A 15,118-nucleotide genomic window follows, 5' to 3' on the forward strand; every position below is an offset into this window, starting at 1 on the left:
GAAGGCGAGGGAGGAATATGGCTGTCTATATCACAAGCATGGGCAAGTTCCTGCCGGGAGAGCCCGTTGGCAACGAGGAGATCGAGGATTACCTAGGGCGAATCGGGGGTAAAGGCTCGAAGTCGAGACGACGTATCTTGGAGCAAAATAGGATTCAATTCAGGCATTACGCTATCGATAAGCAGCAGAACAGCCGTCATTCCAATGCGGAGATGGCGGCCTGCGCCATCCGGGATGCTCTGGAGCGGCAAGCTGGCGGGCAACAGGAGATCGGCTTCCTGGCGGCGGCCACGACGCAGGGGGATCTGCTTGTGCCGGGCTTCGCCAGTATGGTGCATGCCGAGACGAAGCTGCCCGTTCTGGAAATATCGACACATCACGGCGTCTGCGGCAGCGGCATGCAGGCCATGAAGAACGCCTACCTGCAGGTGCAGGCGGGCGAGCATGAACGGGCTGTCGCATGCGCGAGCGAGTTCCCGAGCAGAGCTTTCAAGCATACCCGATTCCAGCAGCAGGCCGCTTACAGGGACGCGCCGATGCCGTTCGACACCGATTTCCTGCGGTTTATGCTGTCGGACGGCGCTGGGGCTGCGGTGCTGCAGAGGGAGCCGGCGGCAAGCGGGCTGTCGCTGCGCGTCGAGTGGATCGACAACCAGTCTTATGCGAATCGCTACGACGTCTGCATGTATGCGGGCCAGACGCACGGCAGCGCCAGCAGCTTGTCCTCCTGGCTGGACTACCCCTCTGTCCACGAGGCGGCGGATGACGGCGCGATGAATTTGAAGCAGGACATCCGACTCGTGAACGAGATGCCGAAGGTTGGGGTGAATCGCTTCTTCGAGCTGGTGGAGGAGGGGCGGATCGATCCCCATAGAATCGATTGGATGGTGTGCCATTATTCCTCTCACTTCTTCCGCGAGGAGATCTTCCGGCTCCTCCAGCTTGGGGGCTTGACGATTCCAGAGGAGAAGTGGTTCACGAACCTGTACGAGAAGGGCAATACGGGAGCGGCTTCCATCTATATCATGCTGGAGGAGCTGCTATATTCGGGACGGCTGAAGCCAGGGGAGCGGGTTCTGTGCATGGTGCCGGAGAGCGGCCGGTTCCAGACCTCCTACATGCTGCTGACCGTTGTTGGGTCCGAAGGGGAGTCGGCAAGCTCGTCCGCCGTTCCGCAACAGCAACGGGAGCCGGAGGCGCCGCAGCTCGAATACGACGCAGGCAATCTGGTGCAGGAGCGGCTCGTCCGGCGGCTTGTGCAGGTGTGGATCGACTTCGAGCAGAGGCTGGCAGGGGTGCCAATCATTCGCAAGCTATATGAAGGCCGCTTCACGATGGACGACTACAAGCGGCTGATGGTCAATATCCGCCAGCAGGTGATCGACGGCTCGCAATGGATCGCCCGCGCTGCCTCGTACATCCCAATCGAGCATATCGAGCTGCGATCGGCGTTCATCGCGCATGCCCGCGACGAGCATCGCGATTTTCAAATTCTTGAACGCAACTATGTGGCGGTGGGCGGCAGGCTGCAGGATATCCAGTCCGGCGAGAAGAACATTGGCAGCGAAGCGTTGTCCGCCTATCTGTTCCAGCGGGCGAGCCGCGAGGCGCCTTACGACCTGCTTGGCGCGATGTGGATTATCGAGGGCCTGGGCTGCCGGATGGCCCGTTATTGGGGCGAGATGATTCAGACGCAGCTGAACCTGACCGACGAGCAGGTGAACTTCCTTCTGTATCACAGCGAGTCGGACGAAAATCACTTTGAGCGGCTGGAGAGGGCCGTTCAGCATCCTATGCTGACGGAGGAGATCGCGTCGCGGATCGTGAAGACGGCCAAGACAACGGCGCGGCTGTATCTGCTGCAGCTTGAGGAGTTGGATCACGTATGAGCCAGGCGGACTATTTTAACCAAATGCCCCATGACAAAAACGACCCTAACCCGTTCCTCGCTATCTTCCTGGACACGAGCATTCCGTTCGACGAGGAAGCGAAGGCGATGTATCTGAGGGACTGCTCCAGCAAGACGCGTCAATTTCTGCTGCCGCTGCTGCGGCCGCTTGCTAGATTGGCCATTATCCTGCTGCAAATCTACAAGAGCATTGTGCCGAACGCGTTGACTTCCTCCAAGGCGCTGCATCGCGTGCTGTACTGGGGGATGAAGACGTTCGTCAGTCCCAGCGCGAACCATATGATTCTGCGGCATTTCTACCTGGGCTCGGAGGTGCTGCAGTTCATTCGCGATAACGTGCCGGGCGTGGACGTGGCGATGAACCCGCTGAAGCCTGTTAATCTGGAGCCGGTGAAGGACGATTTGTTCCTGATTCACGACCTGAATCTGTATAACTTCATTATTAACCTGAACCGCGAGCTGCGCGACAAGGGGCTGGAGGTGAAGAAGCAGGAGCGGCTGGACTTCGGCGCCATTACGTCGACCCGCATCCCGATTGAACCTTTGCCGAACAGGTGGACCAACTTCCTCGACCTGACGTCGGCGATAGAGATTTTTACGCCAGTCTACCAGCTCTTCCTGACCGACAACGACTTCTGGCGCGCCACCAACTCGCTGCAGCTCGATGAGACGGTTGGCCTGCTGGCGTCGAAGATTATCGGGAGCAACGACCGGCTGGCGCTCATCAACAACAAGCATCCCATGGTGCCGCTCACCACGCTTCGCGCCGGCTTCCGCCTCGTGCTCCACGGCCTCGCGACGGAGCAACTGCACGCGCTGCTGATCGAGCTCAAGCACAAGCAGGAGCAGGCGGACCTTAAGCGTGGCGAGGGTTAGGATACTTTGTCCGAAACCGCCGGTTTTGATGTATAATGAACAGACCGGACAACGACGATACCATCCGGCTAATCGCGAATAGAGAAGGACTTATCGGCATGAGAGGATTACAGCTTCTGCTCAAAAATAAAATATTCTTTTTTGTCGTGGCCATTGTTATTTTGGCTGCGCTGACTTGCTCCAAGCTCTACTTCTCCTATCATATTGTCAACCAGTCAGCGGAAATCGCCGTTGCGCAGCAATATATCTCCATCGCCCAGAAGGTGGAGAGCGGCCTGGACAAGGAGCTGTATGCGCGGTTTCTGCAGAACAGGGGGTACGGGGAGGACTGGGAGCGGATTAACGACTATCTGGAGCAGTTCCGGGAGCCGTCGAACGCTCTGTTTGTCTACACCCTCTGGCTGGATGAGACGGATGTGTCCAAGGTGATGGCGTACGCCATTCCGGCAGATATCCCGAGTCTGCCCATTGGCGCCCCGTGCACCGTGCCGGCAGAGCAGGTCAGGCAGGCGAAGCAGGGGGACAGCTATTATACCGGCATCATTCACGACGAGCATTATGGCGAATACCTGTCCGTGGGCGTTCCGTTGCTTGGCGAGAATGGAGAGATGCTGGGGGTCGTCGGCATGGATGTGTCGGCGGAAAATATGGGGCGCTTGGGCTCGCAGGTGGTCAAGAGCAACGGCATTGTGTTCGGCATTGACATCCTGTTCGCGGTGTTCCTCCTTGCAGCTATCTTCCTTCTGAACCAGTGGTACCGGCACAAGCTCAGGATGGATCTCAAGGAAAGCGAAAGCGTCTATATGGCAGAGCTTGGCAAAATTATTGAAAGCATGAAGCTCAGCAGGCATGATCGGCTCAATCACCTTCAGGTGCTGAGAGGACTGCTGCAGATGAAATATTACGATCGCGCCCTGGACTATTTGAAGCGGATGTCCGTAGATTCCCGTTCCCTGGATCTGTCGATGCGCGTGCAGAATCCGGTGCTCATGGTGCTGTTCCAGAGCAAGTGGGAGCTGGCGAATTCCAAGGGGATCGCGATTGAATACGAGACGGACCCGGACGCCTTCGATCGTGTGGACAGTATGGATTTGGTCAAAATATTCTCCAACCTGCTAGACAACGCTATAGAAGCGGCGGAAATCTATGAAGGCGATCTGCCCCGTGAGATTCGGGTGGTGTGCCAGGCCAGGAAGGGCCGTTATGTATTTGCGGTAGAGAACCCGGCCTGCCTAAGCTCCAGAGATCAGAAGTGCTTGTTCCAGCAGGGCTACACCACAAAGGCAGCACTCGGCAAGCATAGAGGCAACGGTCTAACCATCATTAAGCGAACCGCCCAGAAGTATAACGGAGATATACATTTCCAGTTCGAGCATGGCAAGGTGCTGATTCGCATTACGATTTAACACCCTCGGCATGAAACGCGCTGCGCCGCCAAGGGCGGCGACAGCCGTTTCACCTTGACAGCTCTAATCCCGGGACAGACGGTCCTGCGCCAGCCGGATCAGCTCGCGTACCATCGAGCCGCCGATCCGTCCGCCGACATGTCCGGCCTCTTCTGTTGTCAGATCACCGTTGAAGCCTTGCTTCAGCGGTACGCCAAGCTCCTTCGCCACCTCGAACTTCACGTCATCGGGCCGGTTGGGGTCCACCGCATAGCCCTCCCGCCGCATGACCTCCGCCTTGAATGTGCGCATGCCCTGCTCTACGCCTGGCACCGCATAGCTTCTTCTACGTCTTCTAGCCATATCCCTCAGCTCCCTTCTTAGATGTTACACCTCAATAATGATGGGCAGAATCATCGGTCTGCGTTTGGTTTTGGCATAGAGGAACCCGCCGATGGAATCCTTCACCTTCGACTTCAGCATAGACCAGTTCCAGTCATGATCCGCCCGCTGCAGCTCCTCCACCGCGAACACGACGAGGCGGCTGACCTCGCTCAGGAGCCCCTCGGATTCCCTTACATAGACGAAGCCGCGCGTGATGACATCGGGATCGGACAGCAGCTCGCCGTCCTGGCTGCTGAGCGTAATGACGACGATCAGAATGCCGTCCTCCGATAGATGCTTGCGATCTCTCAGCACGATATTGCCGACATCGCCGATGCCGAAGCCGTCAACGAGCATATTGCCAGCCGCAACCTGTCGAGTGCGGGACGCTTGTCCGCTCTGAATATCCAGGAGCTCTCCGATCCGCAGGATGAAGATGTTCTCGGGCTCGACGCCCACCGATTCCGCAAGCTGGCGGTGATGGTGGAGCATCCGGTATTCCCCGTGAATAGGGACGAAATAAGTCGGCTTCATCAGAGCCAGCATCAGCTTCAGCTCCTCCTGGCTGCCGTGGCCCGACACATGCATCCCTGTAGCAGAGCTGCCGCCATGGATGACATTCGCTCCCAGCAGGTATAGGTGGTCAAGCGTGGCGGACACATTTTTTTCATTGCCAGGGATGGGGGAGGATGCAAAAATGACGGTATCGCCAGGCTGGATCGCGATTAGCGGGTGCGTAGACGTCGCAAGCCGCGACAAGGCCGCAAGCGGCTCGCCCTGGCTGCCGGTGCATAAGACGGCCAGGCGCTCCCGCGGCAGATTGGCGGCTTCCTTCGGCTCCACGATCGTCCCCTCCGGTATGCTGAGATAGCCCAGCTCCGTTGCGACCTTCACAACGTTCACCATGCTGCGGCCAAGCAGCAGAAGTCGTCGGTTCGTCAGCAGCGCGGCGTCGGCGACCTGCTGCAGCCTGTTCACGTTAGAGGCGAAGGTGGTCAGGAAGATTGTGTTGCGAGCCTTCTGGAACGCTTCCTGAATTTTCTCGCCGACCATGTGCTCGGAGGGCGTAAAGCCCGGCCGCTCCGCATTCGTGCTCTCGGAGAGCAGCAGGAGCACGCCCTGCTCGCCGATACGGGCCATTTTGTGCAGATCAGGGAATTGACGGTTGACGGGCGACAGATCGAACTTGAAATCCCCGGTATGAACGACGGTTCCCTCTGGCGTATGGATCGCGATGCCGACACAATCCGGAATGCTGTGATTGGTACGGAAGAAGGTGACGGGAAGCTGTCCCAGCTTCATCTCGGAGTCGGGCTGAATGGTATGCAGCCCGCTGTCGCTTAAGCCATGCTCCTTCAGCTTGCCGCGAATAAGGCCGAGCGTCAGCGGGGTGCCGTATACGGGCACATCCAGCTGCCTCAGCACATATGGGATCGCGCCAATATGATCCTCATGGCCATGCGTGATGATCAGCGCGCGAAGCTGATGGGCTCGCTCCTTCAGGTAGCTGATATCCGGTATGATCAGGTCAATGCCAAGCATGGTTTCGTCAGGAAATTTGGAGCCGCAGTCGATCATAAGAATATCGTCGCCATACTGCACGACATACATGTTTTTGCCGATTTCGAAGACGCCGCCCAGCGCGAAGACGGATAACGTCGGTTGTTTGGCTTGTGATGAGTTATTGGGATTCATGGAAGCTTTCCTCCGTATAGCGGCATGTGAGTGAATGACAAAAACCTGCGTTTTAGGCAGGTTTCCGTATCATAGGGTAGATGGAGTTAGGTTGTGCGAAAGCTCCCAATTTATGCGCGGTTATTCCTCTTGGCTCTGACGGCCGGGGTCGCTGCTGCTGGCATGCGCTGGATGTTGATCAAGCGCCTGCAATACCGTACGTTTGATGAGGGCCTTATTCTCGAACGGGATGCCCTCGCTGATGAAGAGCTTGACGATTTCGGGACCAATGCCGGTGAATATGGTCTCGCAGCCCATTCGCTTCGTGCCGTCGATAATGTCGTTGAACCGACGGATCGCTGCCGCCTCCAGACCAGTAACGCCTGACAAATCAATAATCAGCGTAGCGGCTCCGCTTCTGCCGACTGCGGCAAGCACTCTGTCTTCAATAGCGGAAGAGCGCGACGAATCAATAGGTCCCACCACCGCTGCCATTAACGTTGTTGGGTTGAGCGGGATGATGGGCATAGACAGCTCCTCGACCAGACTGTGGTGGGCGTGAAGGGGCTCGTTATGATTCTGCCCGAAGCTCATAGCGAGCTGGGACAGGAATTGATCTAAGAGACCGTTAACCCGTTTCTCCAGCGCGAAAAAAAACGCCTTCCCATGGAATGCCGACTTGCCCTTGGCGAATTGGTTCAAGCTGGTCCATAACGCACGTCTCACCGCTTGCGTCCAGTTCAGCTTGGATGCCAGCGTCAGTGACTCTGGAGACCACGTGACGCCTGCTTGTCCCGCGAGCTGGAGCAGCTCCTGCTCTCTGCCGTCCACAACGTGCAGCGCAAGCTGGTAAGCATCCTCAATCAGCCGACTGTCGCTTCTCAGCTGATCCGCGAGGCTGCCCCGTATGGCCGCCGCCTCCGCAAGCAGCAGCTCTTGGAATGTATCACGATGCTGGAGGAACCATTCGCGGAGCGTCGCCAGCTCCTTGGCCTCAAGAAGCTCGGGCTGCTCCTGCAGCTCGGCGGTCAGCGGCTGCTCCGACTCTCGAACGCTTCTGCGTCGATCCCTTGCGAAGGTCAGCGTGAACGTTGTGCCCACGCCTTGCTCGCTGGCTACCTCAATGGAGCCGTTATTCTGATAGATGACGGAATAGACGAAGGCGAGCCCCATGCCTGTCCCATGCTCCTTGGTTGTATAGAAGGGAGTGCCCAGCAGCTTCAGCTTGTCGGCTGGAATGCCGGAGCCGGTGTCGGACACCTTGATGACAATGGTATCCTCCTGCAAGGCATGGCTAATGACGATGGAGCCCTTGCCCGGGATGGCTTCAAAAGCGTTTTTGAGCAGGTTAAAAAAAGCTCGCTTCAATTGATTTCTTTTGCCATAAATGAAGGTGCCCGAATGATCCAGAATCGTCGTGACCGCCACTCGGTAGAACTGGTCCTGGAATAGCTGTACGATGGATTCCAGCTCGACAGTCAGGTCGATGGGCTCGAACGGCTCGTCCAGATCGGGCTTCGACACCTGAAGCAGGTTTTGCAGAACGTCTAGCGCGTTGTTCAGCTCGTTCTCCGCGATATCGATGTAGCGATGCTCGTTCTTCTCCTTCAGCAGCTGCAAGAAACCTTTGACTGCTGTAAGCGGATTCTTAACTTCATGCGCAATTCCTGCTGCAATCTGTCCGACGGATGCAAGCTGGCTCAGATGGGCATTGCTGTTCTTGTCTATAGGCAATTGATCGTCGTTATCCACTTTACTTCCCTCCCGTGGTCCTCCATCGACTATGGGTGCCGTCACATTTCTTTCAGTAAAGTATATCAAGCCTGATAGACGCTGGTCTATCTATTTTTTGCGGATTTAGTGCAGCTTGCGGAACCGATCCGGCGGCATGCCGACCGCCCGGCGGAACGTCGCGGTGAAGTGGCTGACATCCCGAAAGCCCGTGGCGGCGGCTACCGCTTTGACGGTCAGGCGGGGATCATTTAGCAGCATAGTCTTGGCCTGCCTGATTCGGATATGCAGCAAATAAGCGTAAGGCGTCAGCCCGAACGTCTCGCGAAACAAGGAGTTCAGCGTGCGCATAGAGACATGGAGCCTGCTCGCCATGCGCTCGATTCCGATGGATGCGTCATCATAGTTGGTCTCCAGCCAGCGTATGAGCGGCTGGAGCTTGCGGGCGTTGCCGGCAACGGAGCCGTCGGGCTCCGTGTGGCCATATTTCTGCAGATGAATGAGGAAGCGGTACACATCTGTCGAGCCGCCAAGGCCGAACATATCCGACTCGTCCTCGACGCGCCGCAGCATATCCGCTGGCAGAGTGGAGAGGGGCGATTCGTCCTCCCAATGATAGACGCCGGATTCAAGACCAAGGGATGCGACGACTGCCTGCGCCGCGGTGCCCCCGAATGTAATATAGAGCGTCTCCCAGCGCTCGGTCAGCGGCTCGTAGTGATGGGGCACATTGGGATGGAGGAAGATGCCCTGCCGAACAGGCAGCTTCGTCTCTCCGCCCTGGAATCTTACGGCGCCTTCGCCGGACAAGGTCTGAATCCAGTGGAAGAACGGGTAGCCGGCCTGTCGGTCCACTAGCGCTTCGTGGGTATTGTCGCCGATGCTCTCGATGTAGAGGGGCAGCGTATTCTCATAGGCGGGGGTCAGCACGAACCGCCTTCTGGTGACGGATGACATGTGGATATCACCTCGAATGATATGGAATATGAATTGCAATATTCTTATAGTTGGAATCAGGATGATTATATTTTAAGCCCATAAGCCTATCTATACAATAGAATTAAACTTATAGGATTGGGGATGGGAAGCAAGTGAAAACTCTGAAGAGCAAGCCGAAATTCATCTATACGCCGCCCGCTAACGGTTATCCGGAGTGGAATAATAATCCTGACATTTTTGCGCTTAACCGTATGGAAGCGCATGCAGCTCGCGCTTATGGCGCTGAGCGTACGCTTTCCCTTAACGGGCAATGGAGGTTTTCGTTCGCGGAGTCGCCGGACAAGCGGAACACATCCTTTTACCAATTGGATTACGACACCTCGGCTTGGGCGGAGATTGCAGTTCCGGGCCACTGGCAGCTGCAGGGCTATGATTATCCGCAATACGTCAATGTGCGCTATCCATGGATAGAGCATGACGATATTAAGGCGCCCTTCGCGCCAACGAATTATAATCCCGTCGTCTCCTATACGCGGGAGTTCACTGTGCCCAAGGCATGGGACGGCCAGCCTGTATTCCTCAGCTTCCAGGGCGTGGAGTCCGCCTTCTACGTATGGGTGAATGGGGATTTGGTCGGCTATAGCGAGGATACGTTCACGCCGGCCGAGTTCGACATCTCTCCTTATTTGGTTGAGGGGGCCAACAAGCTGGCGGTGGAGGTGTACCGCTGGTGCGATGCAAGCTGGCTGGAGGATCAGGATTTCTGGCGGCTAAGCGGCATATTCCGTGATGTCTATCTGTATTCGGTGCCGACGGTTCATCTGTATGATTATTTTGTCCGTACCGAGCTGGACGAGTCTGGCCGTGATGCGGAGCTCCAGCTGGACCTTACGCTGCTGAATTATGCCGGTGAGAGCCGTGGGGTGTGCCGCGTCGAGGGGATGCTGTACAGCTCGGACGGCCAGCCCGCGCTAACGGATAAGCTGGTGGTGCAGGGCGAGCTCGGCGAAGAAGAACGCGTGTCGATGAGCGGAGCTGTTCATGTGCAGAATCCGTTGAAATGGAGCGCGGAGAAGCCTAATCTGTATAGGCTGGAGCTGAACGTGTTCGACGCAAGCGGAGAGCGGGTGGACACGCTTCGTACCCGAGTAGGCTTCCGCAAGGTCGAGATTAAGGGGAATCTGCTGTTTGTGAACGGGCAGGCGGTGAAATTCAAGGGCGTCAATCGCCATGAGTTTTCCAGCCATCAAGGCAGGGCGCTGGGGCGCGAGGAGATGCTGCAGGATATCCTGCTTATGAAGCGGCATAACGTGAATGCGGTCCGCACCTCCCACTATCCCAATCAGACGGCTTGGTATGAGCTGTGCGACGAATACGGCCTGTATGTTATCGACGAGACGAACCTGGAGACGCATGGCACTTGGACCTACGCCCAGAAGGAGCTGGGAGAGACGATTCCCGGCAGTCGTCCGGAGTGGACGGACAACGTGCTGGATCGCTGCCATTCCATGTTCCAGCGCGATAAGAATCATCCCTCCATCGTTATCTGGTCGCTGGGTAACGAGTCCTTCGGCGGAGACAACTTCCTGAAGATGCACGAGCTTCTGCATCGTCTGGACGGGACGCGTCCCGTTCATTATGAGGGCACGTTCCACTATCGGGCGTCGGAAGCCGCGACGGATATTGAAAGCCATATGTACTCAACTGTGGAGACGATTGAGCAATATGCCAAGAACAACCCGCCGAAGCCGTTTATCATCTGCGAATACAGCCATGCGATGGGCAATTCCTGTGGGGGGCTGCATAAATACTGGGAGTTGTTCTATCGCTATCCCGTGCTTCAAGGCGGCTTCATCTGGGATTGGGTGGATCAGGCGCTCCGTACAACAACAAGCGACGGCATCGAATATTTGGCGTATGGCGGCGACTTTGGCGAATCTCCGCATGACGGCACATTCTCGGGCAACGGGCTGGTGTTCGCGGATCGCTCCATCTCGCCGAAGCTGCTGGAGACGAAGAAGGTGTATCAGAACGTGCTGCTGGAGGGGCTGGACTGGGGGGCCGGAACTGTGCGGATAGAGAACCGCTTCTGCTTCACGGATCTGGACGAGTTCCGTCTGGCTTGGGAGCTCCTGCGCAACGGGAAGCCTGTCAGCAGCGGCTCGTTCGGGACGTCGCTTGCTCCGGGCGAAGCGAAGCTCATCGAGCTGCCGCAGGAGGCCGTGGAGCTGGCTGGCGCCGACTGGCGGGATGAATATGTGCTGACGCTGTCGGTTGTGCTGGCGCAGGAGACGACCTGGGCTGCGGCGGGCCATGAGCTGGCATTCCAGCAATTCGTCCGGACGCCGTTCCTTGGGGGCGGGCTTCGGGCCGCAGCGGGCGGCGGGGTATCTGCCGCTCAGGAGGACGGCAAGCTTGTGGTGAAGGGCGAGGCGTTCACAGCGGCTTTCGCCCTCGACACAGGAGATTTCATCTCCTATACCGTTAACGGCTCCGAGCTGCTGAAGCAGCCGGCAGCGCCTAATTTCTGGCGCGCGGTGACGGATAACGATCGCGGCAGCAAGCACGACGAGCGCTGCGCGCCGTGGCGCGAGGCGGGTGCAGGCCGCAAGCTGCTCGGCATGGAGTGGCTGGCGGAGCCGGACCGCGTCCATGTGCGAGCGGCATACTCGCTGCCTGAAGCGGGCGGTTCTGCCTGCGCGCTAGCGTATACGCTTTTCGCCGATGGCGAGATCGAGGTGCGGCAAGATCTTGCGCCTGCCGGCGGACTGCCGGAAATTCCGGAGATCGGCGTCATGCTGGAGCTGGACGCCTCGTTCGATCGGCTGACGTGGTATGGCAAAGGCCCGCACGAGTCCTATTGGGACCGTCAGGAGGGCGCCAAACTGGGGATATTCAGCGGGAATGTCGCGGAGCAGCTCGTTCCGTATCTGAGGCCGCAGGAATGCGGCAACAAGACGGAGGTACGCTGGGCCGAGCTGGCGAACGCTGAGGGCCAGGGCTTGCGGATTACGGCAGACAGCTCCTTCGACGTGAACGCGCTGCCGTACACGCCGTCTGAGCTGGAGGCTCATGATCATGCCTACAAGCTTCCGGCGTCCGACAAGACCGTGCTTCGCATCAACTACAAGCAGATGGGCGTCGGCGGGGATGACAGCTGGGGAGCCCGCACGCATAAGGAATATACGCTGTATGCCAGCCGCTCCACCACCTTCGCGTTCCGCCTGAAGGGGCTGGGACTTTAGCGCGCCATATATGAACAAAGAACAACAATGAAACTGCCTCCGGCGTTGCTGCCGGGGCAGTTTCTTTGTTGTCGGGAGCCGGGGCGGGTGGTGTGAGGAAATAGACGTGCCAGAAACGTCTAAATGTGTTGGGGCGGGTGGTAGCGAGCGAATAGACGTGCCAGGAACGTATAAATGTGCTGGGGCGGGTGTTTGTGGGCAAATAGACGTGCCAGGAACGTCTAAATGAGCTGGAGTATGTGTTTTGGAGTAAATAGACGTGCCAGAAACGTCTAAATGAGCCGGGGCGGGTGTTTGTGGGCAAATAGACGTGCCAGGAACGTCTAAATGAGCTGGAGTGTGTGTTTTGGAGCAAATAGACGTGCCAGAAACGTCTATTCGCCAATGGGCGGATGGTTTGGAGTGTGTGGGAGCGGCTCAAGCGCGGCGGTGTGCCCGAATGTTGGCGCAGCGCCATGAGGGGTGGCGGCCCAGCGTACCGCGTTGGCGATTACGCGCCGAATTTCGTTGTTATAGTAGGTTGGATGCGTCTCATGGCCGGGCTGAAAATAAAAAATTTTGCCCAGACGCCTGTAGAAGCAGCAGCCGCTCCGGAACACCTCGCCGCCCTGGAACCAGCCGATGTATACCAGCTCGTCGGGAGCGGGGATGTCGAAAAACTCTCCATACATCTCCTCCTCCGTCAGCTCGATGAACTCGCCAAGCCCTGCCGTGATGGGATGCGCGGGATCGACGACCCACAGCCGCTCCCGTTCATTCGCCTCGCGCCACTTCAGATCGCAGGTGGTTCCCATCAGCTTGCGGAACAGCTTGGAGAAATGCCCGGAGTGCAGCACAATCAGCCCCATGCCGTTCAGCACCCGTCGGTACGCCCGCTCCACCACCTCGTCGCTCACCTGCTCATGCGCGTCATGGCCCCACCAGATCAGCACATCGGTCTGGTCCAGCGCCTCCTCGGTCAAGCCATGCTGCAGCTCCTCCAATGTAGCGATTCGAATGTGAAACCCGTAGGGCGCAAGCCCCTCCTCAAGCGCGCGGTGAATCCCGAGGGGATAGACGGCCGCGACTTCAGGCTTTGTTTTCTCCGCGACAAACTCATTCCAGATAGTCACCCGGATCGGCCGCGCCTCCTGGTAAGCTCTGGTGCCGATAATAGCTCTAATCATGTTAGCTCATTCTCCCGTTGTCTGATGCTGTATCTTATGCTGTTGCCCAGCGATTGTGAGGGTTGAAAGCTACGCGGCGAACATACATATGATGTTAAAATGTTATAGGCGAAGGGTGGGGTCAGTGCGATGGAGGATCACGCGGCGAGAAGGGGAGCGGCATGTGAAGGGGCATCCCTGCCAAATAACACCGGGCACCAAGGGGACAGTTGGTTCCATCGACCGGATGACAGCTATCAGGTGCCGGGCACGGCCACTGCCATTACTGGCTCTGCTGGCGCTTTTGCGTGTCCGCCAACGGATCCGGCTCCTTATTTGAACGCATGGGTGCCGCTAACGTCGCTGGATGATATGGCCCAAACGGAATACGATGCGCTAATAATCGGCTCGGGAATGGGTGGTGGTGCGGCCCTGTGGCGACTCTGTATGCAATGGGCTGGCAGCGGCAGAAGGATCGGCGTCATAGAGCGGGGCGGCTTGCTCCTGCAGACGCATAGCTGGAATGTGCCAACCTTAAGCGAGGAGCGGGCGGCCAGACTGTTCGTGAATCCCTCCGTGTCGTTCCCAATTGGCCGAACGCTGCCGCAATTTGCGGGAGCTCGCGAGGTGTATTCACTTGGCGGCCGAACGCAGTTTTGGGGTACTGTAAGCCCGCGTATCCCCGATTGGGAGCTGGAGGGGTGGCCGGTTGCCAAGCAGGAGATGGAGCTCTATTACAATATTGCGGAAGAGGCGATGGGCATATCGACGGATTACACCAAGAACTCCACCGTTACGCGTATTGTGCTGAATCGGCTATGGTCGCGCGGCTATACGGGGGCTGCTGCCACCCCGATGGCCGTGGATACAACGCCTACCGCCTTCGGAGATATCCGCTCAAGTCCGGCCTTCAGCTCCATCGACTTCATCGCATCCGCGCTGAATATGGATACTGGCTTTGATCTGGCCGTTGGCGCCTACGCCACTCGAATTCTGTTAAGCGGGGGGCGCGCGATTGGAGCGGAGGCGTACGGACCGGTCGGAAGAGCGCATACGCTTCGTGCCAAAAGGGTAATTGTTGCGACGAGCGCCCTGCAGGCGCCTCGGCTGCTGCTGTATTCCGGTATTCAGGGCCGGGCGATCGGCCATTATCTGGCGAATCATTCCTTCGTGGTGGGAAATGCCATACTGAACACAACGGGCTTTCCAGAGGTGGGCGGCGTGCTTGCGGTGCTGGTGCCCCCGACACCATCGAAGCCATATCAGGTGCAGCTTCAAGGCCCGAGCTTATATTATTGGTATCATGACCGTCCCAAGCCCGACCAAAGCGAGTGGGCGCTTAATTTCTTTGGCGGCTTCGGTCCCGTTCAGTCCCGTTATGAAAATTATGTGTATCTGGATCCCTCACGCCTGGACCCATACGGTGTGCCTCAGATTGGCGTAAGCTTCGCTTACAGTCCACGCGATTTGGCGATCATTGAGCGGATCAAGGCGGATATGCCGCGTATAGCGGAGGCGTCCGGCATGGTCCTGGCCGGACCTGACGGCGTGCCCGAGCTATGCGTGCTGCCTCCAGGGGCGGACTTTCATGAGCATGGGACCTTGCGTATGGGCTATGATCCCGCTACGTCGGCAACTAATCCGTATGGGCAAATTCACGGAGTGCCGGGCTTGTTCGCGGCGGGCAACAGTGTGCTGCCGTCGCTGGGTGCCAGCAATCCCTCCGTTACAGCAGCCGCTATGGCTATGCGGACGGCCGACTATATCGCCTTTTCACCAGAGTCATCATGTATGTAGGTTGTGGCGCAATGTTTTCGAAGGCTTCTCATT

The 15,118-nt window shown here is 57.8% G+C and carries 10 protein-coding genes; 5 read left to right on the forward strand and 5 right to left on the reverse strand.

The annotated features are described in order from the left end of the window. Positions 1–17 precede the first annotated feature (17 nt). Genes AB1S56_RS03970 through AB1S56_RS03980 form a run of 3 tightly spaced genes read left to right on the forward strand, consistent with a single transcriptional unit; the run spans position 18 to position 4,191 of the window. On the forward strand, positions 18–1,889 hold the full coding sequence (locus tag AB1S56_RS03970; protein WP_340870754.1) for a beta-ketoacyl-ACP synthase III: 1,872 nt from the start codon (positions 18–20) through the stop codon (positions 1,887–1,889). Further along, complete coding sequence (locus tag AB1S56_RS03975) at positions 1,886–2,785, forward strand: hypothetical protein (protein ID WP_340870753.1); 900 nt, start codon at positions 1,886–1,888, stop codon at positions 2,783–2,785. Before AB1S56_RS03970 ends, AB1S56_RS03975 begins: the two co-directional genes overlap by 4 nt. A gap of 35 nt (positions 2,786–2,820) precedes the next feature. Beyond that, positions 2,821–4,191 (forward strand): GHKL domain-containing protein, encoded by a 1,371-nt coding sequence (locus AB1S56_RS03980; protein ID WP_340870752.1) that lies wholly within the window; start codon positions 2,821–2,823, stop codon positions 4,189–4,191. A 63-nt stretch (positions 4,192–4,254) separates the two neighbouring features. On the opposite strand, the gene AB1S56_RS03985 is transcribed toward AB1S56_RS03980, so the two are convergent. The 4 genes from AB1S56_RS03985 to AB1S56_RS04000 form a co-directional block, all read right to left on the reverse strand. Then, on the reverse strand, positions 4,255–4,533 hold the full coding sequence (locus AB1S56_RS03985) for an alpha/beta-type small acid-soluble spore protein (protein ID WP_340870751.1): 279 nt from the start codon (positions 4,531–4,533) through the stop codon (positions 4,255–4,257). Positions 4,534–4,557: 24 nt separating this feature from the next. Then, complete coding sequence (locus AB1S56_RS03990; protein ID WP_340870750.1) at positions 4,558–6,249, reverse strand: ribonuclease J; 1,692 nt, start codon at positions 6,247–6,249, stop codon at positions 4,558–4,560. A 120-nt stretch (positions 6,250–6,369) separates the two neighbouring features. Continuing rightward, positions 6,370–7,980, reverse strand: a complete 1,611-nt coding sequence (locus tag AB1S56_RS03995; RefSeq protein WP_340870749.1) for an ATP-binding protein — start codon at positions 7,978–7,980, stop codon at positions 6,370–6,372. A gap of 105 nt (positions 7,981–8,085) precedes the next feature. Next, positions 8,086–8,916, reverse strand: a complete 831-nt coding sequence (locus tag AB1S56_RS04000; protein WP_340870748.1) for an AraC family transcriptional regulator — start codon at positions 8,914–8,916, stop codon at positions 8,086–8,088. Between the two features lie 134 nt (positions 8,917–9,050). Between AB1S56_RS04000 and AB1S56_RS04005 the strand changes: the two genes are divergently transcribed. Continuing rightward, a complete protein-coding gene (locus tag AB1S56_RS04005) occupies positions 9,051–12,143 on the forward strand; it encodes a glycoside hydrolase family 2 TIM barrel-domain containing protein (protein WP_340870747.1) in 3,093 nt (1,030 codons plus the stop codon). 374 nt (positions 12,144–12,517) lie between these two features. Here AB1S56_RS04005 and AB1S56_RS04010 read toward each other — a convergent pair whose 3' ends face one another. Beyond that, on the reverse strand, positions 12,518–13,309 hold the full coding sequence (locus AB1S56_RS04010; protein ID WP_340870746.1) for a ThuA domain-containing protein: 792 nt from the start codon (positions 13,307–13,309) through the stop codon (positions 12,518–12,520). A 129-nt stretch (positions 13,310–13,438) separates the two neighbouring features. Between AB1S56_RS04010 and AB1S56_RS04015 the strand changes: the two genes are divergently transcribed. Continuing rightward, a complete protein-coding gene (locus AB1S56_RS04015) occupies positions 13,439–15,085 on the forward strand; it encodes a GMC family oxidoreductase (RefSeq protein ID WP_340870745.1) in 1,647 nt (548 codons plus the stop codon). Positions 15,086–15,118 lie beyond the last annotated feature (33 nt).

The sequence above is a fragment of the Paenibacillus sp. PL2-23 genome, from assembly GCF_040834005.1.
Taxonomy (GTDB): domain Bacteria; phylum Bacillota; class Bacilli; order Paenibacillales; family Paenibacillaceae; genus Pristimantibacillus.